Source organism: Paracoccus sp. (in: a-proteobacteria) (assembly GCF_047973135.1).
GTDB lineage: Bacteria > Pseudomonadota > Alphaproteobacteria > Rhodobacterales > Rhodobacteraceae > Paracoccus.
On sequence record NZ_JBKEBL010000116.1, the window covers coordinates 1 to 22542 of the forward strand.

Annotated in this window: 24 protein-coding genes, 2 tRNA genes and 1 pseudogene; 15 read left to right on the forward strand and 12 right to left on the reverse strand. The window is 62.9% G+C overall.

All coding sequences use genetic code 11. The annotated features are described in order from the left end of the window. The 7 genes and pseudogenes from ACK5L9_RS08805 to rpmD form a co-directional block, all read left to right on the forward strand. A pseudogene (locus ACK5L9_RS08805) lies at positions 1-140 on the forward strand (50S ribosomal protein L5); the annotation flags it as partial. Positions 141-158: 18 nt separating this feature from the next. Next, positions 159-464 carry a 30S ribosomal protein S14 gene (rpsN, locus tag ACK5L9_RS08810; protein WP_416911091.1) on the forward strand — a complete coding sequence of 102 codons (306 nt, stop codon included), beginning with the start codon at positions 159-161 and terminating at the stop codon, positions 462-464. 10 nt (positions 465-474) lie between these two features. Continuing rightward, on the forward strand, positions 475-873 hold the full coding sequence (rpsH, locus tag ACK5L9_RS08815; protein ID WP_416911092.1) for a 30S ribosomal protein S8: 399 nt from the start codon (positions 475-477) through the stop codon (positions 871-873). 12 nt (positions 874-885) lie between these two features. Then, complete coding sequence (gene rplF, locus ACK5L9_RS08820) at positions 886-1419, forward strand: 50S ribosomal protein L6 (protein WP_416911093.1); 534 nt, start codon at positions 886-888, stop codon at positions 1417-1419. A 12-nt stretch (positions 1420-1431) separates the two neighbouring features. Further along, positions 1432-1791: a 50S ribosomal protein L18 gene (gene rplR / locus ACK5L9_RS08825; RefSeq protein WP_416911094.1), complete on the forward strand. Its 360-nt coding sequence runs from the start codon at positions 1432-1434 to the stop codon at positions 1789-1791. A gap of 112 nt (positions 1792-1903) precedes the next feature. Next, positions 1904-2473: a 30S ribosomal protein S5 gene (rpsE, locus tag ACK5L9_RS08830; protein ID WP_416911095.1), complete on the forward strand. Its 570-nt coding sequence runs from the start codon at positions 1904-1906 to the stop codon at positions 2471-2473. A 12-nt stretch (positions 2474-2485) separates the two neighbouring features. After that, a complete protein-coding gene (gene rpmD, locus ACK5L9_RS08835) occupies positions 2486-2674 on the forward strand; it encodes a 50S ribosomal protein L30 (RefSeq protein ID WP_416911096.1) in 189 nt (62 codons plus the stop codon). A gap of 65 nt (positions 2675-2739) precedes the next feature. On the opposite strand, the gene ACK5L9_RS08840 is transcribed toward rpmD, so the two are convergent. Then, positions 2740-3165 (reverse strand): c-type cytochrome, encoded by a 426-nt coding sequence (locus tag ACK5L9_RS08840; RefSeq protein ID WP_416911097.1) that lies wholly within the window; start codon positions 3163-3165, stop codon positions 2740-2742. 244 nt (positions 3166-3409) lie between these two features. Between ACK5L9_RS08840 and ACK5L9_RS08845 the strand changes: the two genes are divergently transcribed. Next, a complete protein-coding gene (locus ACK5L9_RS08845) occupies positions 3410-3646 on the forward strand; it encodes a hypothetical protein (protein WP_416911098.1) in 237 nt (78 codons plus the stop codon). On the opposite strand, the gene lipB is transcribed toward ACK5L9_RS08845, so the two are convergent. Beyond that, a complete protein-coding gene (gene lipB / locus ACK5L9_RS08850) occupies positions 3643-4308 on the reverse strand; it encodes a lipoyl(octanoyl) transferase LipB (protein ID WP_416911131.1) in 666 nt (221 codons plus the stop codon). The two genes, ACK5L9_RS08845 and lipB, sit on opposite strands and share 4 nt — an antisense overlap. Positions 4309-4425: 117 nt before the next feature. Between lipB and ACK5L9_RS08855 the strand changes: the two genes are divergently transcribed. Together ACK5L9_RS08855 and ACK5L9_RS08860 are read left to right on the forward strand one after the other, a co-directional pair. Further along, positions 4426-4512: transfer RNA gene (locus ACK5L9_RS08855), tRNA-Leu, on the forward strand. A 151-nt stretch (positions 4513-4663) separates the two neighbouring features. After that, a complete protein-coding gene (locus ACK5L9_RS08860; protein ID WP_416911099.1) occupies positions 4664-4849 on the forward strand; it encodes a hypothetical protein in 186 nt (61 codons plus the stop codon). Between the two features lie 265 nt (positions 4850-5114). Here the strand turns inward: ACK5L9_RS08860 and ACK5L9_RS08865 are convergent, their stop codons facing one another. Genes ACK5L9_RS08865 through ACK5L9_RS08880 form a run of 4 tightly spaced genes read right to left on the reverse strand, consistent with a single transcriptional unit; the run spans position 5115 to position 9270 of the window. Then, positions 5115-6107, reverse strand: coding sequence for a glycosyltransferase (locus tag ACK5L9_RS08865; RefSeq protein ID WP_416911100.1), 993 nt, complete (start codon positions 6105-6107; stop codon positions 5115-5117). 19 nt (positions 6108-6126) lie between these two features. Next, positions 6127-7122 (reverse strand): glycosyltransferase family 2 protein, encoded by a 996-nt coding sequence (locus ACK5L9_RS08870; RefSeq protein ID WP_416911101.1) that lies wholly within the window; start codon positions 7120-7122, stop codon positions 6127-6129. Beyond that, entirely contained in the window at positions 7116-8030 is a 915-nt protein-coding gene (locus tag ACK5L9_RS08875) for a glycosyltransferase family 2 protein (protein ID WP_416911102.1), read from the reverse strand. Before ACK5L9_RS08875 ends, ACK5L9_RS08870 begins: the two co-directional genes overlap by 7 nt. A gap of 1 nt (position 8031) precedes the next feature. Beyond that, complete coding sequence (locus ACK5L9_RS08880; RefSeq protein ID WP_416911103.1) at positions 8032-9270, reverse strand: oligosaccharide flippase family protein; 1239 nt, start codon at positions 9268-9270, stop codon at positions 8032-8034. Positions 9271-9498: 228 nt separating this feature from the next. Here ACK5L9_RS08880 and ACK5L9_RS08885 point away from each other — a divergent pair, with 228 nt between their 5' ends. After that, a complete protein-coding gene (locus tag ACK5L9_RS08885; RefSeq protein WP_416911104.1) occupies positions 9499-10719 on the forward strand; it encodes a polysaccharide biosynthesis/export family protein in 1221 nt (406 codons plus the stop codon). 51 nt (positions 10720-10770) lie between these two features. Here ACK5L9_RS08885 and ACK5L9_RS08890 read toward each other — a convergent pair whose 3' ends face one another. The 3 genes from ACK5L9_RS08890 to ACK5L9_RS08900 form a co-directional block, all read right to left on the reverse strand. Further along, positions 10771-13335 (reverse strand): ATP-binding protein, encoded by a 2565-nt coding sequence (locus ACK5L9_RS08890; protein ID WP_416911105.1) that lies wholly within the window; start codon positions 13333-13335, stop codon positions 10771-10773. Positions 13336-13371: 36 nt separating this feature from the next. Continuing rightward, a complete protein-coding gene (locus tag ACK5L9_RS08895; protein ID WP_416911106.1) occupies positions 13372-13890 on the reverse strand; it encodes a molybdopterin-dependent oxidoreductase in 519 nt (172 codons plus the stop codon). A gap of 109 nt (positions 13891-13999) precedes the next feature. After that, positions 14000-15415, reverse strand: coding sequence for a WecB/TagA/CpsF family glycosyltransferase (locus ACK5L9_RS08900; RefSeq protein ID WP_416911107.1), 1416 nt, complete (start codon positions 15413-15415; stop codon positions 14000-14002). 370 nt (positions 15416-15785) lie between these two features. Here ACK5L9_RS08900 and ACK5L9_RS08905 point away from each other — a divergent pair, with 370 nt between their 5' ends. The 3 genes from ACK5L9_RS08905 (at position 15786) to ACK5L9_RS08915 (ending at position 19251) form a co-directional block, all read left to right on the forward strand. After that, on the forward strand, positions 15786-16397 hold the full coding sequence (locus ACK5L9_RS08905; protein WP_416911108.1) for a response regulator: 612 nt from the start codon (positions 15786-15788) through the stop codon (positions 16395-16397). 107 nt (positions 16398-16504) lie between these two features. Then, the gene (locus tag ACK5L9_RS08910; RefSeq protein WP_416911109.1) at positions 16505-17947 is read left to right on the forward strand and encodes a GumC family protein; all 1443 of its coding nucleotides are present in this window, start codon (positions 16505-16507) and stop codon (positions 17945-17947) included. Next, positions 17944-19251, forward strand: coding sequence for an O-antigen ligase domain-containing protein (locus ACK5L9_RS08915; RefSeq protein WP_416911110.1), 1308 nt, complete (start codon positions 17944-17946; stop codon positions 19249-19251). Before ACK5L9_RS08910 ends, ACK5L9_RS08915 begins: the two co-directional genes overlap by 4 nt. A 66-nt stretch (positions 19252-19317) precedes the next feature. Here the strand turns inward: ACK5L9_RS08915 and ACK5L9_RS08920 are convergent. Further along, positions 19318-19393, reverse strand: a tRNA-Trp gene (locus tag ACK5L9_RS08920). 220 nt (positions 19394-19613) lie between these two features. On the opposite strand from ACK5L9_RS08920, the gene ACK5L9_RS08925 reads away from it, so the two are divergent. Further along, positions 19614-20522: a hypothetical protein gene (locus ACK5L9_RS08925; RefSeq protein WP_416911111.1), complete on the forward strand. Its 909-nt coding sequence runs from the start codon at positions 19614-19616 to the stop codon at positions 20520-20522. Positions 20523-20531: 9 nt separating this feature from the next. Here the strand turns inward: ACK5L9_RS08925 and ACK5L9_RS08930 are convergent, their stop codons facing one another. Then, positions 20532-21302, reverse strand: coding sequence for an SDR family oxidoreductase (locus tag ACK5L9_RS08930; RefSeq protein WP_416911112.1), 771 nt, complete (start codon positions 21300-21302; stop codon positions 20532-20534). Between the two features lies 1 nt (position 21303). Next, a complete protein-coding gene (locus tag ACK5L9_RS08935; protein WP_416911113.1) occupies positions 21304-22503 on the reverse strand; it encodes a mandelate racemase/muconate lactonizing enzyme family protein in 1200 nt (399 codons plus the stop codon). Positions 22504-22542: the final 39 nt, after the last annotated feature.

The window sequence follows — 22542 nt, forward strand, 5'->3', positions numbered from 1 at the left end:
AGCACATCGTGTTCCCGGAAATCAACTTCGACAAGGTCGACGAAGTTCTGGGGATGGACATCATCATCTGCACCACCGCGAAGACCGACGCGGAAGCGAAATCGCTTTTGAAGGCATTCAACATGCCGTTCAACAGCTGATCGCGGAGGGAAGAAGATATGGCAAAGAAATCGATGGTCGAGCGCGAGAAGAAGCGCGAGCGTCTGGTTCAGAAATACGCCGCCAAGCGCGCCGCCCTGAACGAGGTCATCAAGGATCAGTCCCGCCCCATGGAAGAGCGTTTCAAGGCCACGCTGAAGCTGGCCGAACTGCCGCGCAATTCCTCGGCCACGCGTCTGCATAACCGGTGCCAGTTGACCGGTCGTCCGCACGCGTATTACCGCAAACTGAAACTGTCGCGGATCATGCTGCGCGAGCTTGGCTCGAACGGTCAGATTCCCGGCCTGGTCAAGTCAAGCTGGTAAGGGGGCGACAATGAACATGAACGATCCTCTCGGCGATATGCTGACCCGCATCCGCAATGCGCAGATGCGCGGCAAATCGACCGTGCGCACCCCGGCCTCCAAGCTTCGCGGCTGGGTGCTGGATGTGCTGAAAAACGAAGGTTACATCCGCGGCTATGAGGAAGTGACCACCGAATCCGGTCATAAGGAACTGGAAATCGGCCTGAAATATCACGATGGCGCCCCGGTGATCCGGGAATTGTCGCGCGTGTCGAAACCCGGTCGCCGCGTCTATGCCGGTGCCCGCGAAATCCCGCAGGTCCGTCAGGGTCTGGGTGTCTCGATCGTTTCGACCCCGAAAGGCGTCATGTCGGATGCAGCGGCTCGTAACGCCAATGTTGGCGGCGAAGTCCTCTGCACCGTGTTCTAAGGAGGGCAGCAGATGTCTCGGATTGGTAAAAAGCCGGTCGAACTGCCCAAGGGCGTGACGGCCGAGATCAAGGGGCAGACCATCGAGGTCAAGGGCCCCAAGGGTACCCGCAGCTTCACCGCGACGGATGACGTTGATCTGGTGCTGGAAGAGGGTGCCGTCCATGTCAAGCCGCGCGGCCTGTCCAAGCGCGCGCGCCAGCAATGGGGGATGACCCGCTCGATGATCGAAAACCTGACGATCGGTGTATCGGAAGGCTTCAAAAAAGAGCTGGAAATCCAGGGTGTCGGTTTCCGGGCGCAGATGCAGGGCAAGACCCTGAAACTGGCGCTTGGTTTCTCGCATGACGTGAATTTCGAAGCACCCGAAGGTGTGACGATCACGGCCCCCAAACAGACTGAAATCGTTGTGGAAGGCATCGACCAGCAGCTTGTCGGTCAGGTTGCCGCGAATATCCGCGAGTGGCGGCGCCCCGAACCCTATAAGGGCCAGGGTATCCGCTACAAGGGCGAGTTCGTTTTCCGCAAGGAAGGCAAGAAGAAGTAAGGGGCGCGAGAAATGGCACTGAAAAAGCAAGAGCTGTTCCAGAAGCGCCGTCTGCGCGTGCGGAACAAATTGCGGGCGATGTCGAATGGCCGTCCGCGTCTGTCGGTTCACCGTTCGTCCAAGAACATCTCGGTTCAGATCATCGACGATCTGAAGGGCGTGACCCTGGCCTCGGCCAGTTCGCTGGAGAAGGATCTGGGCGTCGTGGGCAAGAACAATGTCGATGCCGCTGCCAGGATCGGCGCGGCGATTGCCGAGCGGGCGAAGAAGCTGGGCGTCGAAGAGGTCGTGTTCGACCGTGGCGGGTTTCTGTTCCACGGCAAGATCAAGGCACTGGCCGACGCAGCCCGCGAAGGCGGACTGAAGTTCTGATGACTGAGGGTGGCGGCGACGCCACCCCGATGATCCGGGGGCCGGTCTTGTCCGGCCCACCTGGATCGGCGATAACGGTGCGGGCTGCGCACCACGTAAAAAGGAATGCCTGATGGCAGAACGTGACAACCGCAGGGGTCGCCGCGAAGATCGCGAGGAAACCCCGGAATTCGCTGATCGCCTTGTGGCGATCAACCGTGTGTCCAAGACCGTCAAGGGCGGCAAGCGTTTCGGCTTTGCGGCCCTGGTCGTCGTCGGCGATCAACGCGGTCGCGTCGGTTTCGGCAAGGGCAAGGCCAAAGAGGTGCCCGAGGCGATCCGCAAGGCGACCGAGCAGGCCAAGCGTGCGATGATCCGCGTGCCGCTGCGCGATGGCCGTACGCTGCACCACGACATCGAAGGCCGTCATGGCGCAGGCAAGGTGATCATGCGCACAGCCGTTCCCGGGACCGGCATCATCGCCGGCGGCCCGATGCGCGCCGTGTTCGAGATGCTGGGCGTTCAGGACGTTGTGGCCAAGTCGCAAGGCTCGCAAAACCCCTATAACATGATCCGCGCCACGCTGGACGGTCTGAAAAAGGAAGCCAGCCCCCGCTCGGTCGCGCAGCGTCGCGGCAAGAAGGTGGCCGACATCTTGCCCTCGAACGACAAGCCGGCTGAACCCGCCGCTGCCGAAGCGTAAGGAGACAGGGACATGGCAAAAACCATCGTCGTCAAGCAGATCGGCTCGCCGATCCGCCGCCCCGCTATCCAGCGCGAGACTCTGAAGGGTCTGGGCCTGAACAAGATGCACCGCACCCGCGAATTGCAGGATACCCCGGCGATCCGCGGCATGGTCAACAAGATTCCGCATCTTGTGACGATCATCGAAGAACGCGGCTGATCCGTCAGCAGCGAAAAAAGCCCCGATCAGATGATCGGGGCTTTTTCGTTTCGCCGGAGCCCGGCTTACTGCGCCGCAGGTCCGACGCTGGCCAGATAGGCCGCCAGATCGGCCTGATTCTTGTTCAGCTTGAAGGTCATCTTGGTCTTGGCCTTGGGATCGCCGGTATGTTCCTCCAGCCAGTCATTCGGGTTGGTCATGTATTTCGCCAGTTCTTCCTCGGTCCAGACCAGATCGGGGTTCATTTCCTTGGCTTCCAGAATTCCGGCCCCGTATTTGAAGCCGTCCTCGGCCGCAACATGCCGCCCGACCACGCCGTAAAGGTTCGGACCGGTCTTGCCACCTTTCACGATGTCCTCGCCTTCGGGCGACTGGATCATGTGGCAAGCTTTACACTTCTTGAACTCTTTTTCGCCGGTAGCGGCGTCTTGGGCGATGGCGGGCATCACGAAAGCGGCGCTGAGAACGGCGCCGATGATCGCGTATTTCATTGCTTGCTCCTCACTTTGGTCCTGTAGGTCTCGAATCTGTCAGCCGGTGGTATAGGAACCAGTTCTGCATATGACCATTAGTAAGAACGTCGCACCTTACACCCCCCGGAATCCAGAGTTTTTTGCCGACCCGTCGCAAATTTGATGCGGATCGCGTCATTTCCGGATCTGTGTTCAGCGGGATCAGCGGCGTAGAAACGGACGATCACGCGCCGCGTTGCCGTGTCAGCCTGTGAGGTCAAGAATGGCATCCGCCCGGAACCGACATAAGCCCCCCTTATCCATTGCGCGGCCCGAGGCCGCGCGGCGGTTGGCCGCCGTGGGGGGCGCTCAGATCGATCTGACGAATATCGGCAATCACCTTGAAAGCATCGCCTTTGCCCTTGCCCGGCACGTTCCGGCGGATGATGTCGGACGGCTGATCGAGCTGGCGGCGGGGGTGCAAAGCCTGCGCCTGAACGAGTTGCAGGATCGAGGCTAGGGCAGGTCCGGGCCGAAGATTTCGTCAAAACGACTGCGCAGCGCGACGTCCAGATCGGCCATCGTGACCGGAAGGCCCAGATCGACCAGGCTGGTGATGCCATGCCCGCTGATTCCGCAGGGCACGATGCCGCCGTAATGGCCAAGATCGGGTTCGACATTGATCGAGATGCCGTGAAAGCTGACCCAACGGCGCAGCTTGATTCCGATGGCGGCGATCTTGTCCTCGCGAGGGGTGCCGTCGGGCAGGGCGGGCTTTTCGGGCCGTGCCACCCAGACGCCGACCCGCCCCTCGCGGATTTCGCCGGTGATGCCAAATTCGGCCAGCGCGGCGATGACCCAATGTTCCAGTTGCTGCACAAAGGCCCGCACATCGCGCCCGCGCCGGTTCAGGTTCAGCATGACATAGACGATTCGCTGCCCCGGCCCGTGATAAGTGTATTGCCCGCCGCGTCCGGCGGCGTGAACCGGAAAGCGCGCATCCAGCAGGTCGGTGGGCCTTGCGCTGGTGCCGGCAGTGTACAGGGGGGGATGTTCGACCAGCCAGATCGCCTCATCCGCCGTATCCGCATGGATTGCAGCGACACGCGCCTCCATGAAAGCCACGGCCTCATCATAGCCTGTCAGGCCCGAACTGCTGATCCATTCCACCATATCCGCGATGTGACGCCGCGCGGCGGCAAGGTCAAGCGGGCAGTTCGGAAAATGCGGCTGGCGGCTACAAGAAAGCTCTTTTCAATCTCCGGTCGCTCGGCTATGACGCGCCTCACTGCCCCGAATGCGGTCGTGGCGGAATTGGTAGACGCGCAGCGTTGAGGTCGCTGTTCCTTAACCGGAGTGGAAGTTCGAGTCTTCTCGACCGCACCAACAATTTTCCTGAATTTCGTATTTTATTGGTATTTCAGACGGAAATCCGGGAAAACTGTTGTTTTTCGTTTCCCGAAGTGACGATTTCTTGTCATTTTTGCCAGTATGCGCGATCCGGTTACGCATTTATTACGCGCGAACGCAGAGGATCATGTATAGCGTCGATCAGAAAGTTGCCGACCGGCAGTTTTCGGACCGAAGTTGCACGGCAAGGCATGCGGAAATCAAAGGCTTTCCCGATACGTATGGCAGCGAGGTGTGGGCCGCGCGGCTGGAATACCTGCTTCTCAACGCTGAAGAAATTCGCGGGCAGGGTACGCTTGCTGATATAGCCTGACGACTTTCTTCTGACTATGTTGTCAGGCTATAGCCATTTGATTTCACGCTGATGCTGCGCCAATTTGATGATCAAATTGGCTTCCGTCAGCTATACCATGGACCGGTATGCCCGTGAGATCACCGGCCAAGCGCGGCGCAGGATGATTCAAAGAACCGCAGGGACTGCCGGGCAGTGACGTCTTCTACTGTTGGCCGCCAGAGATGGAGGAGGCGATCGTGGAAGGACGGATGTTGCGGGATGCATCGGGCGAACTGGCCATGGCCTATTGTCGGGCCAGGCTGGAGGCAGTGGCGGGTGCAAGATCGGCGATCAGGCGCTGCCAGCCGCGGCGGGTGGTTTCGGCGGCGTTGGGCGGGGCTATGCCGACGATGGGCGCGGCGGCAAGTCGCGTGATGGTTTTTGACCAGCAGGCCGAGGTCAGTGTTGGCACCCTGATCGCGCCCAGGGGCGTGAAATCCCGCAGCCCATCCACGCTTGAGACCAGCAGCGGGCGGCGGGCGGTCAGGGCCTCAAGCGCGACCAGACCGAAGGGCTCCCACCGGGACGGCATGGCAATGGCGTCGCAGCGGGCCATCGCGGCGGCGGGATCGGGGGTAAAGTCGGAAAACAGGATGCGCGGGTCGCCCGCCGCGATCTGGTGCAGCCTGTCCCGTTCCGGCCCGTCGCCGATCAGCTCCAGCCGCAAATCGTCGGATGGCGTGTTGCGAAACGCCGTGATCAGCAGGTCAAAGCCCTTCTGCACGTTGAACCGCCCGATGGCACCGATCCGACGCACCGGACCGGCGGGTGGCTTCAGCGCGCTGAAACGCGAAAGATCGACGCAGGGATGAATCATCGCCAGCGCGTCGGGCTTGACCAGATCGCGCATCGCCAGCCAGTCGCGCTGCGCCTTGCTGACTGCGACCACGCGGTCGAACAGCGCATAGGCCCATTGCAGCAGGATATGGAACCGTCGCGGGCTGGGGACATTCGAGGCCACGAAACCCGCGCTATAGCTGTGTTCGACATGAACCAGCGGCGTGCCGGGATACAGCGCGCGCAGGCTCATCAGGCCACCAAGGCCGCGCCACGAGATCGTCAGATGCGACACGATGATGTCGGCGTCGATCCGTCTGGCGGCGGGACGGGTGCGGGGAACCTGAATGATCTGGTGCCGGGCAAGGTTGCCCATACCGGCATCGTTGGCCAGAAAATCCAGATAGCGGGTGACGCCGCCGGGATTGGCGTCGTCAATCAGATGCGCGATCCGCAGCATGTCTGGTCCTTTCGCGGGTTCACATATGGCGTGCGATCAGGCGGCGCAGCACCGTCACGATATTCGGACCCAGCGCGGCAAGGCCAAGGGCGGCGGCAAGGGTGGTCACGGTCTTGAGAGGCTCTTCCCAGACCGGCCGGGCCGAGGATTTCAGCATCGCCCCCAGATAGCGCATCGCATCGGCCCCGTTCCCCGAGGTGACGGCGCGGCGCGCGAGATAGCGCATCTGATAGGCGCGGGCCGCAGGCAGGTGGCGGGCCATGAACACCGGCGCGCGCTGTGACAGCTTGTCCACCAGTTGCTCCCACGAGGCATATTGCCGCCCGGTCTGTGCCGACAGCCCGTTGCCCGCGACCCGGTAAAGCGTCAGCAACCCCGGCACGCCCTCGACCTGCCAGCCGGTCGTCAGTGCCAGCCGCAGCCAGCATTCGATGTCCTCTGACTGCCGAAAATTTTCGTCGAACCACCAGTCGCGCGTGGTTTCATGCAGCGGTCGCCAGGCAATGTCGTCCAGCGCGGCGCGGCGCAGCACCGCAGCCGATCCGTTGCCGACCGGATTGCGGCGAAAAATCTGTGCAGCGGTCACGTTTTTCAGGCGCGGTTTCTGGGCAATGCGCAGCGGCTGGCCCTTTTCGTCGATCAGCAGCGATCCGGAATAGCTGAGCCCGACCTGCGGGCTGGCCTCAAGATGGGCGACATGGGCGGACAGCTTGCTGGGCCGCCACAGGTCGTCGGCGTCGCAAAATCCGATGAAGGCGCCGCGTGCATTGGCGATGCCGGTATTTCGCGCGCCCGCCAATCCGCGATTTTGCTGCCGTACCAGCCGGATGCGCGGGTGGCCATGGGCGCGGACCACGGCCGCTGTCTCGTCGGTCGAGCCGTCATCGACCACCACGACCTCGTAATCGGGAAATGTCTGGGCGCAAAGGCTGTCCAGTGTCGGCACGATGGTGGCGGTTGCGTTATAGGCGGGCACGATGATCGAGGCGCGGGGCGTGTGACCGGCGTTCAGCATGCGAACAGCCTTCGGCGCAAGGCTGTGGGCAACAGCGGTGCGATCAGGGCTGCGGCAAAGGTCAGCACACCGCGCGTCCCGCCCGAGAAAAAGCCCCTTGTGCTGGTCATCATGCCAGCGATGACATAGCGCATGGCGGTAAAGCCGGGTGCCCCGACGCGCAGCGCGCGCCGCGCGAGATAGCGCAGATAGATCGCCTCGGCCCGGTCATCCGGCACGTAACCATACAGCATGGCAGTGAACAATGCGGCCTGCCGACTGGTATACATGGCGATCAGGTCCGACGACAGCCCCGAGGTACTGGTGCGGTAAAAGACCAGCGTTTCATCGATTCCCATGATCCGGTGCCCCTGCGCAACCAGCCGGATCAGCCATTCAAGATCTTCGTTGAACACAAGATTCTCGTCGAACCCGCCGACCTTGCGGAATGCACCCGCGCGGATGACCACGTTCGACATCGTGCAGACCGGGTTTTCCGACAACAGCATGGCGACGCTCAGCAGCCCCTGCGGCACGGTGGAAAGCGATCTGGAACGCGTCTCGCTGAAGAACTGCACGCGGGCATAGGCTCCGTCGATTCCCTTGTCCCGCATCAGCGCCGCCATGATCGACAGCTTTTGCGGCACCCACAGATCGTCGGCGTCACAAAAGGCAAAAATTTCGCCCCGCGCCTCGGTCAGGGCCAGATTGCGGGCCGCGCTGGGGCCTTTGCCGGGGTTGCGTATCACGCGGATGCGCGCATCGCCGGCGGCTGCGCGGGCAAGGATCGACGACGTCTCATCGGTCGAGCCGTCGTCGATGCACAGCAGCTCCCAGTCGGTGAAGGTTTGGACGGACAGGGTCAGCAGTGTTTCGGGCAGGGTCGCCGCGGCGTTGAAGCAGGGCAGGATGATGGAAAAGAGAGGCATGTCAGGCGGTCTTTGGCAAGGAATTGCGGAACACCCCGGCCAGCGTGGGAATTGCTGCGGCAAGCTGGGTGATGGTCGAGGTCAGAAGATAGCCCCAGGCGATGGCGGTCAGGCCGTAAGGGGCGCAGATAACGGTATTGGCGATCAGCGCGGCGGTCAGCGCCAGCGTGACCAGAAATTCGACATGCGGCCGGTCCTGACGCCGCAGCCATTGCGCCGCGCCGGACCAGATCACGCCAGGGATGGCGGCAAGGCACAGGATCGAGACGACATTCGAAATGCCGTTCCACTGCGCGCCGAACAGGACGGGGACATAGTAGGGCGCGGCAAGCGCCTGAAGGATCACCGCGAACGAGATGATCGCCGTTCCCAACCCCATCGCCTGACGCAGCGCACGGCGCGGGTCATGGGCCGAACACAGATGCGGGAACAGCACCACCGAAAACGCCATGGCCAGCGAATTGGCCAGCCCCAGCCCGGCATTGAAGGCCATGAAATACAGCCCAAGCGCCTTGGTCCCCAGCATCGCGCCGATGACCAGCTTGTCGGCCTGAAGGCGCAGGGCCTTGACCACCTCGACCCCCAGCACGGCCCAGCCATAGCGGAGGAAGGGGGCCAGAGGGGCGGGGGCGACGCCGGGCTCCGGGGTCCAGGGATGCAGGCGGCGCATGGCCAGCGTCCAGAGCGGCGCGACCAGCAGGCGCGGCAGGACAAGGGCCATCGGTCCGGGAAAAAACAACGCCATCAGGGCGGTCAGCGCATTCGCGCCCACGACCTGACCCGCGCCGATGGCGGCGGTCTGGCGCATCTTGCCGTCCCGCATTGCCAGCGCGTTATGGACCAGCCCCCAGGGCATGAACAGGTATTCGCCCGCCAGCACGGTGATCAGCCAGAAATGTGCGGCGTCGTCGCTGATCCACCAGACAATCCCCGCAACGCCAAGCTGGATGGTGAACAGTCCCAGACACCACACCCGGTAAATCCGGCTGGCGGTGAGGCAGGTTGCGGCAAGGTCGCGTTCTGTTGCGGCGATGATGCGCTGGCCCACGCCATTCTCGGTCAGTGCCTTCAGGATGTCTGCCGCCGCAATAGAGGCCGCAGCCACGCCGATGGCGGTGCTGTCCATGGTCCGCGCAACCGCTATCACGACCAGCAGGCGCGACGCCTTGGCCGCAAGCTGAGACAGCGAGTAGGCAAGAAAGTGGCGGGCAAAGCGGCCAAGGCGTTCGGTCGGTCTCATATTTGCGTGTTCAATAGTTGGCCCGTTGCCGGAAGCAGATGTCAAGACTGGAAGATAGCCGCAGCGCCGCATTTCGTCGCATGCGCCGCCGGATTGCGGCGACGCGCGGGCGGCCAAAGGACTATCCCTAAGGATAAGGGGGCTATGCACGCGAAGGATGTACGCGGCGCGATCCTTGTGCTTATTTGCCGAAGTTGGACCAGACGATTAACCGCCGGAGCGGACGCAATGGCTTTTCGAGATATTTCAATTGCCTTCCACGCGATTGCCTTGATCGCCCTTGCTGCCTGTGCCGGAGGACACACGCCTGACAACCATGAGCCCGTCGCCAAAGGTGGCGGCTATCAGGCGCAGTACCGAGATTTTTCGCGTCGGTCAAAGGACAAGCTGACCCTGCTGTCCGAACGCATGAATGCGCAGAACTGCCTGCCCTTTGGCGGCAACGGCGGGGGTGGCAAGTATGCTGGCCGGGCACCCGCGGCCTTGCGTGGAGAGTTGCTGTCGCGCGGCGATCTTCTTGACCTGCGCGTCCCGGATGACGATACCTTCACCGGTCAGTTCGAAATCTCGCGCGATGGAACGCTGAAACTGCCCTTCATCAGCCCGATTGCGGCGCAGGGACGCAGCACCGACCAGGTGGTCGCCGATATCCGCGAGGCGCTGGTGTCGGGTGGTTATTATGTGCTGGAACCCGAGATTTCGTTGCTGGTGATGGATTTTTCCTCGGCGCGAGTCGGGGTGAATGGTGCGGTGTTCGAGCCGCAGACGGTCGAGATCGGGCGCGTCTCGGCCGATGACCGCGACGATCTGCGTCAGGCGGCGCGCGGCGGATCGACCGAGGGGCGCAACTTGTCAGTAGCGCTGCGCAATGCGGGCGGCGTGCGGCCTGATGCCGATCTGTCTGCCGTCAGGTTGACGCGCGGCGGCACGAATTATGTGATCGACCTGCGCGGCGCGATCGAAGGGCGCAGCTTTGACGATGTGATGCTGTTGACCGGCGACGAAATCAACGTCCCCTCTCGCCAGTGCTTTCAGGACGATCTGATGCAGCCCAGCCCGATCAGCCCGCCCGGCGTCTCGCTGTATATGTCGAACCTGACCCTTCCCGCCGACAGCAATGCAGGTTCGGCCATTGGCCAGACCGTGCGCGAGGTGCCCTATGGCACGCGCTACATGCAAGCGGTGATCGACGCGAATTGCGTGGGCGGCGCGCGCGCGACAAGCGCCGACCGCTCTGCCGCGCTGTTCTCGCGCAATCCGATGACCGGGGTTTCGGCCGTGATCGAACGCCGGGTCGAGGAAATGCGCATGCGTCCCGACCGCGACGATTACGACCCCTATCTGCTGCCGGGGGACGCGATTGCCTGCTATGACAGCGATGTCACCAATCTGGACGAGGCCGCGCGCGTCTTTGGCGTGGTGGCGGCGGGCGTGATGCTGGTTCGCTGACCAGGCAGGGTTTCCGAAACATCGGCACCGGTTTCCGGATGGAAATTCTGCCTAGCCGTCACCGCGTTCCAGCAGGACGGCGCGGCTGCGTTGCCACAGCGGGCCAAGTGCCACCAGTTCGCCCGTGGTGACTTCACGGCTTTGGGCACGCGATTCGATTCGGTGCAGCGCATCGCGCAGGGCAGTCAGGCCGAAGGTCGCGCAAGAGCCTGCGCATTTATGCGCCACGGCGGCAAGATCGGTCGCGTCGGCCTTGCTGGCGGACAGTTCGGCGATGATCGTGTCGGTCTCGCCCAGGAAACGGTCCAGCAACATCTCGGCATCGCCGGGGCGCAGGGCCTGACGCAGTGCCGCAAGCTGGCCGCGATCAACCAGCTTTTCGGTGGACGAATCCAGGCATGCCCTTTTCAGTCGGGTCGCTGCTTCGGCATCGCCGGACGATATGGCATAAAGCGTGTCTGACAACACCTCGCGGTCGATGGGCTTGGAGATATAGTATTTCATGCCCGCCGCGCGGAACTGTTCGACCTCTTCGGGCAGGGCATGGGCGGTCACGGCGACGATAGGCGCGCGGGCCGAGGCACCCTTGCCGCCGCGAATGGCGCGGGCGGCGGCCTGACCGTCCATGACCGGCATCGAAATATCCATCAGGATCGCGTCAAATTCCTGGGCGGTGGCCCATTCGACACCGGCGCGGCCATTGACCGCCTCGGTCACGCGGTGGCCATCGGCCTCCAGCATCTCACGGGCGACAAAGCGGTTGATCTCGTTATCCTCGACCAGCAGGATCGACAGCGGGCGCGTGGTGGGACGCCCCGCCGCCTTGTCGCGGACCTTCACGATTTGCGAGGGTTCGGCCGGGGGCAGACCCAGACGGATCCAGAACAGGCTGCCTTCGCCCGGTTCGCTTTCGACACCGATCTCGCCCCCGATCAGGCCGATCAGCCGACGCGAGATGCCAAGTCCCAGCCCGGTCCCGCCCGCCTGCCGCGAATAAGATGGGTCCAGCGTCTCGAAATCCTTGAAGATGCGTTCGATATTTTCGGGGGCAATGCCGATTCCGGTGTCGATGACGCGAAATTCGACCATATGCACGGCCTTGTTCACCACCTCGACCTCGATGGTGATTTCGCCTCCATGCGTGAACTTGACCGCGTTTCCGACAAGGTTCAGCAGCACCTGCCGCAGCCGTCGGGAATCGCCCTGAACCGTGTTCAGCGCCGGACCGACCCACAGCCATTCCAGAATGTTGCCGTTCTGCGCCGCAAGGCTTGATGTGGTTTCCACGATCCCGTCCAGCAGCGTCGCCACGTCAAAGGGCCGCAGGTCAGGCGACAGTTTTCCGGCCTCGAACTTGGACAGATCCAGCACGTCATTGACCAGCCCCAGCAGCAGGGCACCGGAATTTTGCATACGGTCCAGCAGCTCGGTCTGTTTGACCGACAGGTCATGTTCCCGCATCAATTGCATCGTGCCCAGCAGCCCGTTCAGGGGGGTGCGCATCTCGTGGCTCATGACGGCCAGAAATTCGGCCTTGGCCTTTTCGCCGGCCAGTGCCCTGTCGCGCGCGATGGTCAGCCCCTGCTCTGCCGCCTTGCGCTGCGAAATGTCGCGGATGAAGGCCACGCAGACGGTCTCGCCCTCGCCATCGGCGCTGTCATGCGAGATTTCGACCGGGAAGCGCAGACCGCGGCGGTTTATGGCGACCGCTTCGAAATGCCGATGGCCGTCCGGCGGCTGCATATTGGCAAAGATATTGCCCAGACTGCCGCTGCGAATGGCGGTCGCAACGTCGCGCGGATAGTATAAATCCAGCGCGACCCGCCCCACGGCCTCGGCGCGGGAATAGTCGAACAGACGCACCGCACCCTCATTCAGGTCAAGGATACGCCCGGTGCTGTCAGTGACGATGATCGCATCGGCCGAAGTCTCGACAATGGTCCGCATCCGCCCGCCGGCCAGTCGCAGTTCTTTCGATTGCGCCTCGGATGTGCGGTAAAGCCGCTGAAACGCGACGGTCAGCAGCGACAGCCCGCCCATCAGCAGAATCAGGACGATGGCGATCCGGTCAAGTGTGCGCATCACATCTGCCCGCCGGGTGTCCGAGACGACGACAAAGCGCGCCACCCCGGCAAGGCTGATCTCGCGGACCGAGGGTCCAAGCGCCGTGACCTGATGCACAAGGCCCGGAACAGCCGCGACAAGGGATTGATCGTCGCCATCCATCAGCGGCGATGTCTGGTCCAGAAAGGCCCGGATTTTCCGGCGCGGTGCCGTAGTCGCCGGATCGTCGCGCACGTCCTTGAACGCGCCGCCCTGATCCAGCGTCGCGATGCGGCTGTAGAACACGTCATAGTTTTTGCGCAGGGCGGGCAGGTTCGACGGATCCGCGCGCGCCTTGATCACCTCGACCTGAAAGCGCAGAAATTCGACCTCGGTTTGCGCAAGGCTCCATTGCTGGTTGTCGGAATTGGCGACGCTCAGATCGTCAATTTCGCCCATGACAAGCCAGCCCATGCCAGCAGCCGTGCTGATGCAAAAGGCGATCAGAAGCACCACGATCGACGTTCGGTTCCATATCGAACGCCGGGTGGCTCTGGCTTGTCCTGCGCTCAACGACCCCTCCGTCGGTTCTCCTTCTTTGTCTTGGGGCTAGTCTGTGACCTTGATGCGATCAAGTTGCCAGACGCTGCGTGAATATGCCGCCTCGGTCTGGTACTTTTTGAAATCGTCGAACGGGTACATGATCCACAACGGCCCCTTGTCGCGTATCGACATTGGCTGGCCATCGTCAAGATAGGCGATGATGGAATCGCCACTGTTCCAGTCGTCTTGCGGGATCGAGATCGTATAATCGTTGAGCGCAGTGACCTCGATCGCTGAACCGGCCGCGCCCACACGTTCCAGCAGCGATTTCAGCGAGACGCCGGTATAGTGATGAACACCGTCGGTCCAGGTCGTGCTGGTGTCGATGGTTTTGGATTCCATCGCCTTCAGCATGTCCAGATCGAATTGCGCGGTACCGTCAACATTGGTTTGCGTGATGTTGCCGCTGATGGTCAGGATGACATCGCCAGTGGGGGTGGGCAACGGATCTGCCGCAAATAGCGGGAGGGGGAACAGAAGTGCCGACAGCAGGGCGGTCAGAGCGAAGTTGCGGGTCATGGACATGGCGTACCCTTACCTGTGAAGTGCCTGTAATTATGCCATGTCTGCGTTATTGCAGTCATTGGCGCATCGGAGCAGTGGAACCTATCCGAAGGGATAGGCGCGGGGGGGGTCAGTAAGCGCCGCGTCCTTCGATCACGGCGCGGAAAGTCATGGCGATCAGAACAAGATCGGACAGGACCGAGCGGGCGCGCGCATAGGCGATATCCATGTCGATCATCTTGTCGAAACCGATTTCGGCGCGGCCGGACAGTTGCCAAATCCCGGTCAGGCCCGGCTTGACCGACAGCCGCTCCAGCGCCCTGAGGGGATAGGCCGCGACCTCTTCGGGAAGGGCCGGGCGGGGGCCGACCATCGACATCTGGCCGCGCAGCACGTTCAGAAGCTGTGGCAGTTCGTCCAGCGAATGCTTCCGCAGGAAGCGTCCGATGCGGGTGATGCGGTCGTCGTTTCTTGCCTTGAAGCACAGGCCAGGGCGATCCGACCGTGACAGCATGCCGGCGCGGTGCGCCTCGGCGTCGGTCCGCATCGTGCGCAGCTTGAACATGGTATAGTGTTCGCCGTTCAGCCCGATCCGGGTCTGGCTGAAGATGACCGGCCCCTTGCTGTCCAGCCTGATCGCGAGGCCCAGCAACAGGAAAACCGGCGCAAGCAGAATCAGGGCCGAAGCGGAAATCGCGATGTCCAGCACCCGGCGCGTAACCGCGTCGCGATCCGCCAGCGAGGCGGCGTGAACCATGGCCCGCGCCATGAAGGCGATATTGCCGATCAGATAGCGCCGGGCCATCCGGCGCGGCTCCATCGCCAGGCGCCACAGCCATTCGGCCTTGATTTTGCGGACCGGCAGGGGCGCACGCCGGATGCGGCCGGCCAGAAAGTCGAACAGAGCGCCGACCCCAAGCGTCAGGCGGGCATGCAGCAGGCGGCTGTGCCGGGCCAGCCAGACATCCTGCATCGGCACGCCCATGGCGACCAGAACGATATCGGCCTTCGAGGCGTTGATTTCGGAAATCGTGGCCGACAGGTCGGCGGCCTGCGCAAACCCGTCACGGGTGCCGGCGATGACAAGGCCGGGGATGGTTGCGGTCAGCTTTTGCGCAGCCTGCCTTGCCACGCCCGGCCGTCCGCCCAGCAGGAACACGCTTTGCCCGCGCGACGCGGCGGCGGCCAGCAGCGCGGGGACGAAATCGGTGCCATTCAGATTCTCGGTCAGCCTGTCTCCGCACATCCTTGCGGCCAGCTCGACCCCGATGCCATCGGGCAGGACGACATCGGCCGAGGCCAGCGCCTCGGCATATTCGGTATCCTTCGCCATGACATTGCCGCAATGGGCGTTGAAAAACGCGACCCGGCTGCGGCGGCCAGGCGTCAGCAGACGGGTGATCATGTCCCCGGTCGTTGCGTTGGCGATCTCAAGACCGAACAGTCTGACATGGCCCGCCCCGGCCCGCGTCCTGACATCGTCATGGGTGATACGGACGGGGGCATATGAAACGGTCAGTTGCTGAAGGCTGGTGGCGTAGGACATCGGGCCGTTCCTTGATGCGGTTTGGCCCAAGATCTGCCTGTGAATCACCTGTCGGCTCAATGTCGCGGCGGGCGAGGAAGGCGGGGCGTTCGGGATGCCGCGGCCCCGACGGATATCGCCGCCCGCCCCGGACGGTCCCGCCGCGATCCCGACGACGGTCGCAAACTATCCGAACGGATAGGTCGAGCAGCCAAATGCGCGCTAGGAGGGACGATGGGGTTTCGCGTAAACTCTGAAAGTACTCGCAATTCAAATTTTCCCGTAAGAGTTGTTTTATTTCGGGAGGTGGGCAATAATGCACTCTCAATGCGTCGAACCCGTGCAAACCACGGGAATTAAGGCGGCAGGCTCAACGGGGCAGGCGAAAATTATGCGGATACTCATTGCTGATGACCACGATCTATTACGTGATACACTGGTGTTGTTCCTTAACAGCGAGGACGGGATTGAAACCCACGCGGCGGCGGATTTTTCTGGCGCTGAAAAGCTGGTCGGGCAACATGAATTCGATCTTGTCCTGCTGGACTATTCGATGCCGGGCATGAACGGCCTTGACGGCATGCAGCGGATCATGGCCATGCCCGGCAAGCATCGCGTCGCGATCATTTCCGGGACGGCCAACAGTTCGGTCGCCGAACAGGCGCTGGCCGAGGGGGCGGCGGGTTTCCTGCCCAAGACCCTGTCGGCGAAATCGCTGGTCAACGCGGTTCGTTTCATGGCTATGGGCGAACAATATGCGCCGCTGGATTTCCTGCGCGGGGCCGAAGAAACGCCGCAACATCCCTTGACGGAAAAGCTTTCGCAGCGTGAGGTCGAGGTGTTGCGCGGCCTGACCGAAGGCAAATCCAACAAGGAAATCGCGCGCGATCTGGATATCCGCGAACCGACGGTCAAGCTGCATATGAAGACGCTTTACCGAAAGATCGGTGCCGCGAACCGGACACAGGCGGCGATGATCGCGCGTAACTCTGGTCTGTTCTGACTGTCCGGCAGGATGGGTAGGGTATCCTGCCGTGTTGCGGCGTCAGCCGCCAGTGACGGCGCTTTGTCTTAGCAAAACGAGTAAGTTCATGGGTAAGGAGATTGCCCATGAACCTTTCCATCCCCCGAGTCCTGCGCCTTAAGACGGCGCGCCGCCGTGTTGCCCTTGGGGGGCGGCGGTCGGTGTCGGGCAGGCCGTGGCGATATGGTATCCTGTTCGGGGTCGGAACCGCCGGTATCTGGGTCGCAATCCTTGCCTATCTGTTGCTGGCACCGCTGCGTTACACGTCAGAGGTTTCGCTGATCCTGCCGGGTGCGGGGGCGTCGGCTTCGGTCAATCTGGACCAGATAGGACAGGCTTCGTCCTATGCCAACTCGCCTTATGCGAATAGTTCGGTCAGTCCGACCGAGACCTACAAGCGCCTTCTGGGCGCGGATCGGATCCTCAGGGCCGCATCAGGGGAAATGGGCATGAAACGGGTGGAATTTGGCGAACCCCGGATCGAACTGGTCGATCAGACCGGCCTGATCAATCTGGCCATGACCGGCGTCTCGCCCGAAGATGCGCAGGCGCGGGGCAAGGCGCTGCTGCATGCGTTCTTCAAAGAGGTGAACGCGCTGCGCTCGGACGAGATCGCACAGCGTCAGGACAGCGATTCCAGCGCGATCGAGGATTATCGCAGGCGGGTGATGGCTACCCGCGCCAGGATTTCGCAACTGCGGCTTGAGACCGGCCTTGTCTCGGTTGATCAGTATCACCAACTGGTCGCCGACAGCGAAGCCTTGGCCCGGACCGTGCGCGACATGCGGGCCAGGATCGCGGACAAGGACAATTCCATTTCGGTGATGGTATCGGTTCTGGGGATCGACGCCCGGCTTGCGGCGGCTGCGTTGCGGTTGCATGCGGATCCGGAATTTACCTCGCTGACCGTCGAGCTGTCGCAGCGCGCGGCAAACCTGTCCGAGGCTCGTGCCAGCTATGGGGCGCAGCACCCCGAGGTGCGCAGCGCCGAGGCCCGGTATCACGAGGCGCGCCGCCGCGTCGTTCTGCGCGGCCAGCGCGTGACGGGTCTGCCATCCACCACCGTTCAGCGGCTGGATTTCAGCCAGTCATCTGATCGCGAGGCTTTGCTGAGCGATCTGGTCAGGCTTGACACCGAACGCGCCGGGCTGGTCGCCGAAACCGAAGCCCTGTCGCAGGATTTTGAAAAGGCCGAGAAACGCAAGCTGGACCTGATCGAACCGGCGGCGAAGCTAGAGGATCTGCAACGGGATTTCTCGGTGGCCGAGGCCGTCTTTGCCTCGGCCTCGGCCCGCAACCAGACATCGCGGACCGATCTGTTCGCCTCTTACCCGTTGGTGCAGGTGCTACAGGATCCGTCCTTCCCTGTCGATCCGTCCTCGCCCCGCAAGACGATGGCCATCGCCGCGGGGGCCGCGGCGACGCTGTCCTTGACCATCGGGCTGTTTCTTGGATGGATCCGCCGTCCGCTGATCGCGCATATTCTGGCGGACCGGCATCTGCCTGACGGGGCAGGGGTAACGACATGACCCGGCGGCCAGCCCTTGCGCCACAGAACCCGGCCGAAAGCATGGTGTTCGCGACGCTGCGCTGGACCTGGCCGTTCTATTTCATCGGGGCGCTGTATGTCGTGGGGCCTGTCCTGGGCTGGCTGCTGGGCGTGCTGTCGCTGTTGTCGCTGTATCTGGGGCCAGCGATCCGCAGCGATCTGCGCGCGCGCGGGCCGGTGCCGGATGTCGTCTGGATCTGGATGCTGGGCATGTTCGTCATGCTGATCGCGCTTTGGGTCGGTCATGCCGCCTGGGGGCTGGGGGCGAAACAGACGATCAAATCCTCGATCGGCTGGGCAAAGGGATGGGCGCTGCTGGCGCTGTTTCCGCTGGCCGGCGCGGTGCTGCCGATCCGGCGGCAGATTCTGGTGCGCGGGCAATGCATGATCGGCCTGTGGTCGCTGGTGCTGCTGCCGGTCATGGTGGCCGCGCCCTATATCGGCCTGCCCGAGCGTATCTTTACCTCGCCCCTCAAGGCGGTGGGAGGGCCGGGGCCGGAATATTTCTCGGTTTATCTGTTCACCTGGGATCCGGCAAGCTGGACCCCGCGCTGGCAGTTCTATGCCCCGTGGTCGCCCTTTGCCGCGCTTCTGGGTGTGCAGCAGGTCTGTTTCGCGCTGGAGGATGACAGCCTCCGCTGGCGTAATATCGGCGTGGCGGCCGGGGTGGCGATGATCCTGATGTCGAAATCGCGGATGGGTCTTGTCGGGCTGGTGGCCTGTACCGCCGGACCACGCCTGATGCCGCTGGTGCTGCGGGGATGGGCCTGGCAGGCGCTGGCGGCGCTGACGGCAAGTTTCGCGCTGGCCGGTGGCTGGCTGTCACAGGCGATCAAGGATGCGGTTGCCGCCTTCAAAAGCGCGCGTGCCGACAGCACGCGCGTGCGTGAGACGCTGCAACGCATCGCCGGAGAACGCTGGTGGAACGAGGCGATCTGGTGCGGGCATGGAACGGTCCAGCCCGGCGGCCATGTTGTCGAACATATGTTTATCGGCAGCCATCACACCTGGTGGGGGCTGCTGTTTGTGAAGGGGCTGGTCGGGTTCTTTGCGCTGCTTGTCCCGATGGTCTGGCAGGTGTTGCTGACGCTGGCCGATGCTGCGCGCGGTCCGCGCGGACGGCTGCCGCTTAGCCTCACGATGATCCTGGTCCTGCTGTCCTTTGGCGAAAACCTTGAGATCGAGGCCTATATGCTGTGGCCTGGCCTGATCCTTCTGGGGATTCATGCAGCAGAGTTGCGGTCGGATGCGCAAGCAGCGGTCAGGATGCACCATGCCGCATGAACTGCGCCTGATTATCCGGACGAACGGCCTGCCGGATCGCGTGCACCGGCTGGCGGCGCGGCGTCCTGGCAGGGGCAGAGGGACTCGAACCCCCGACCCTCGGTTTTGGAGACCGATGCTCTACCAACTGAGCGATACCCCTGTGGCCGTGCGCCCGTTTACGCCAGCGGTGCGCAGCGCGCAAGGGGCTTTGCATGGCCGCGCGGTCATTCCGTCTGCTTCGGTCATCCGGGCCGGGGATAACTTGCTTGGTGGCGGTTTTCTTAATTTTTGCATGCATATGATGCTGGCGCGGCAATGTTCTTGGGCCGCCTGCAAAAGGAACTGGACTTGCACAAGATGACGAACAAGGGGACACGGCAATGACCCTGTCCATCCACCTTGGCGCGCACAAGACCGCCTCGACCCATTTGCAGCGCTCGATCGGGGCCATCGAGGCCGATCTTCTGGAAAGCAACGTGATTTTCCTTGGCCCGGACATCCTGCGTGATGCGCCGCTGGATCTGCGCGCGCTGCTGGAAGGCCCCGAGCGGCGGCGCCGCCAAAGCGATATGGTCAGCAGGCTCTTGCGCGGTTTTCTGGCCGAACACCGCGACATGATCCTGTCCGACGAACTGATCCTCGGTGGTTTGGGCAGGGCGCGACTGCTGGGGGACAATGGCAGGATCTATCTGGGCGCGGCGCAGCGGTTGCGCAATCTTCTGGACCTGCTGGGGACTGGCGATGCGACCCTGTACCTGGCGATCCGTTCGCCCGCAGATTTCGTGACCTCGCTGTTCGGTGAACAGTTGCGATGGGGCGGGGTGCTGCGGATCGAGGATTTTCTGGGCGATTTCGATCCCGCCGGGCTTAGCTGGTCCGATCTGGTCCGGCGTCTGCTTGCGACGGGCGAGGCGGGCCGGATCGTCTGTTGGCGGTACGAAGACACTGCAACGACACGCCTGCAACTTTTGACCCGGATGCTGGGCCCTGGACTGGCCGCCCTTGTCCCCGATCTGCCCCCCGCCCGTATTGGTCTTTCCGTTGCGGCCTATAACATGGTGCTGGCCCGAGCCGCCGAGGGTCAGCCGATTGACCTGCTTGTCGGGCAGTCCCGGAAACAGCATCCCCGAACGCGCGGCGAGGATCGGCTGCGACTGCTGCCGCCGGAAATCCACGCAGCAGCGGCCCGTCGCTATGCCGAGGATTGTGCCGAACTGGCCCGCATCCCCGGAGTCGAGTTTCTGGTTCCCGGTGCGGCCGGGTGCCAGCCGCTGAAGGCGGCGGGCTGAAAGTGTGCGCTATAGCACCGATACCATGCCGCCATCGACAAAGATCAACTGCCCGCTTACGTAATCCGAGGCGCGCGAGGCAAGATAGATCGCGGTTCCGACCAGCTCGTCAGGGCGGCCCCAGCGTCCGGCGGGGGTGCGGCCCTTGACCCAGGCGTCGAATGCGGGGTTCGATGTCAGCGCCTCGTTCATTTCGGTCAGCATATAACCCGGACCGATGGCATTGGCCTGAACACCGTGCTGCGTCCATTCAGCCGCCATGCTTTTCGTCAGCAGCCGGATACCGCCCTTGGCCACAGTATAGGGCGCGACGGTGGCGCGGGCCAGTTCGCTGGTCAGGGATCCGATATTTATGATCTTGCCGCGCCCGCGGGGAATCATCCGTCTGGCTGCCTCGCGCCCCAGAAGGAAGGCGCTGGTCAGGTTGGTGTCGATCACGCGCTGCCAGTCGTCCAGCGACAGATCGACCATCGGTTGCCGGTGCTGGATGCCGGCATTGTTGACCAGAATGTCGATTTCGATTCCGTCGGCATCGAATGCCGCAAAGGCCGTTGTGACGGCACTTTCGCTGGTCACGTCGAAGGCGGCGGCACGGGCGTCAAGCCCGCTGGCGCGAAGCATGGCAGCAGCCTTGTCGGCGGCCTCGTCCGAGCGGCCATTGATCACCAGCGCCGCACCGGCCTGCCCCAACCCTTCGGCGATGGCGCGGCCAAGGCCGCGGGTCGAACCGGTAATTAGCGCAGTACGTCCGTTCAGGTCGAAAAGGGATGCCGCGCTCATCTCAGGCCTCGGTCCTGCGTACCGTCAGATCGCTGCGTTCGAACACGGCGGGCAGCAGGTCGGTTCCAAGCCCCGGCCCCTCCATCGGCAGGGCGTGGCCATCCCGGATCACCGGCAGTTCCGTGACCAGATCCTTATACCAGCCGGTATAGAAGGCACGAACTGTTTCCTGGATCAGCGTATTCGGCTGGCTGAACGAGGCGTGGATCGCGGCGACGAAACCGACCGGGCCGGTGCAGTCATGGGGCGCAAAGGGCTTGTGGACAGAATCGGCCAGCGCGGCGATCTTGCGCCCCTCGGTCAGCCCGCCGGTCCAGCACAGATCGACCATGGCGATCTGGGTGGCCCCGCGATCCAGCATTTCCTTATAGGGAAAGCGCGACCCCAGGGTTTCGCTGGCGCAGACCGGCACATGGGTCGATTGTGCGAATTCCTCAAGCGCCTGCGGCGAATTCATGCGGATCGGATCCTCGAACCAGCAGGGATCATAGGGTTCGATGGCGCGGGCGATCTTTTGCGCGGTCGGCAGGTTCCACAGCGAATGCATCTCGACCATGATGTCCATCCTGTCGCCGACGCGCTTGCGGATCTTTTCGAACGGGTCCAGCGCGCGCCGCATTTCCGCGGCATTGATCGACATGCCGCGATTTTCCTGCGCGGGCGGGTCAAAGGGCCAGATCTTCATGGCAGTGATCCCGCTTTCCAGCAGGCTCTCGGCCAGCGCGCCCGCATCGGTCATGAAGGCCCCCAGATCCTCGAACGGGCCTTCGGCGCTGCCGATATTCCAGGTGTCCACGGGGCGGATATTGTTGCTGCGCACATAGCCATATCCGGCGCAGGTATTATAGATCCGCAGCCGGTCGCAATTCAGCCCGCCCAGCAGATTGTGAACCGGTTGGCCGGTCAGCTTGCCGAACAGATCCCACAGCGCGATATCGACGGCCGAGGCCGCGCGGTATTCCACCCCGGTCGAGGATTGCGCCATCGGCAGATCGACCATGGCGCGGTTCAGCGCCTCGATCCGCGTGGCGTCCTTGCCCAGAAGGCGCGCCGCAAGGGTGTTGTGGATATGGGCCTCGACCGCCTCGGCACCATAGAAGGTTTCGCCCAGGCCGATCAGGCCCCGATCCGTATGTAGCCGGACCCACAGGACATTCGCGAATTCCCCGGTTCTCAATGTCTCGATCGCGGTGATTTTCATTCGTCGCCTTCCCCCCCGGATGCTGTCGGTCGAATCGTG

What these genes read in the sequence shown, in the direction of transcription:
- rpsN (WP_416911091.1), top strand. Translation starts at nt 159, where the DNA reads ATGGCAAAGAAATCGATGGTCGAGCGCGAGAAGAAGCGCGAGCGTCTG.
- rpsH (WP_416911092.1), top strand. Translation starts at nt 475, where the DNA reads ATGAACATGAACGATCCTCTCGGCGATATGCTGACCCGCATCCGCAAT.
- rplF (WP_416911093.1), top strand. Translation starts at nt 886, where the DNA reads ATGTCTCGGATTGGTAAAAAGCCGGTCGAACTGCCCAAGGGCGTGACG.
- rplR (WP_416911094.1), top strand. Translation starts at nt 1,432, where the DNA reads ATGGCACTGAAAAAGCAAGAGCTGTTCCAGAAGCGCCGTCTGCGCGTG.
- rpsE (WP_416911095.1), top strand. Translation starts at nt 1,904, where the DNA reads ATGGCAGAACGTGACAACCGCAGGGGTCGCCGCGAAGATCGCGAGGAA.
- rpmD (WP_416911096.1), top strand. Translation starts at nt 2,486, where the DNA reads ATGGCAAAAACCATCGTCGTCAAGCAGATCGGCTCGCCGATCCGCCGC.
- ACK5L9_RS08840 (WP_416911097.1), bottom strand. Translation starts at nt 3,165, where the DNA reads ATGAAATACGCGATCATCGGCGCCGTTCTCAGCGCCGCTTTCGTGATG.
- ACK5L9_RS08845 (WP_416911098.1), top strand. Translation starts at nt 3,410, where the DNA reads ATGGCATCCGCCCGGAACCGACATAAGCCCCCCTTATCCATTGCGCGG.
- ACK5L9_RS08860 (WP_416911099.1), top strand. Translation starts at nt 4,664, where the DNA reads ATGTATAGCGTCGATCAGAAAGTTGCCGACCGGCAGTTTTCGGACCGA.
- ACK5L9_RS08865 (WP_416911100.1), bottom strand. Translation starts at nt 6,107, where the DNA reads ATGCTGCGGATCGCGCATCTGATTGACGACGCCAATCCCGGCGGCGTC.
- ACK5L9_RS08870 (WP_416911101.1), bottom strand. Translation starts at nt 7,122, where the DNA reads ATGCTGAACGCCGGTCACACGCCCCGCGCCTCGATCATCGTGCCCGCC.
- ACK5L9_RS08875 (WP_416911102.1), bottom strand. Translation starts at nt 8,030, where the DNA reads ATGCCTCTCTTTTCCATCATCCTGCCCTGCTTCAACGCCGCGGCGACC.
- ACK5L9_RS08880 (WP_416911103.1), bottom strand. Translation starts at nt 9,270, where the DNA reads ATGAGACCGACCGAACGCCTTGGCCGCTTTGCCCGCCACTTTCTTGCC.
- ACK5L9_RS08885 (WP_416911104.1), top strand. Translation starts at nt 9,499, where the DNA reads ATGGCTTTTCGAGATATTTCAATTGCCTTCCACGCGATTGCCTTGATC.
- ACK5L9_RS08895 (WP_416911106.1), bottom strand. Translation starts at nt 13,890, where the DNA reads ATGTCCATGACCCGCAACTTCGCTCTGACCGCCCTGCTGTCGGCACTT.
- ACK5L9_RS08900 (WP_416911107.1), bottom strand. Translation starts at nt 15,415, where the DNA reads ATGTCCTACGCCACCAGCCTTCAGCAACTGACCGTTTCATATGCCCCC.
- ACK5L9_RS08905 (WP_416911108.1), top strand. Translation starts at nt 15,786, where the DNA reads ATGCGGATACTCATTGCTGATGACCACGATCTATTACGTGATACACTG.
- ACK5L9_RS08910 (WP_416911109.1), top strand. Translation starts at nt 16,505, where the DNA reads ATGAACCTTTCCATCCCCCGAGTCCTGCGCCTTAAGACGGCGCGCCGC.
- ACK5L9_RS08915 (WP_416911110.1), top strand. Translation starts at nt 17,944, where the DNA reads ATGACCCGGCGGCCAGCCCTTGCGCCACAGAACCCGGCCGAAAGCATG.
- ACK5L9_RS08925 (WP_416911111.1), top strand. Translation starts at nt 19,614, where the DNA reads ATGACCCTGTCCATCCACCTTGGCGCGCACAAGACCGCCTCGACCCAT.
- ACK5L9_RS08930 (WP_416911112.1), bottom strand. Translation starts at nt 21,302, where the DNA reads ATGAGCGCGGCATCCCTTTTCGACCTGAACGGACGTACTGCGCTAATT.
- ACK5L9_RS08935 (WP_416911113.1), bottom strand. Translation starts at nt 22,503, where the DNA reads ATGAAAATCACCGCGATCGAGACATTGAGAACCGGGGAATTCGCGAAT.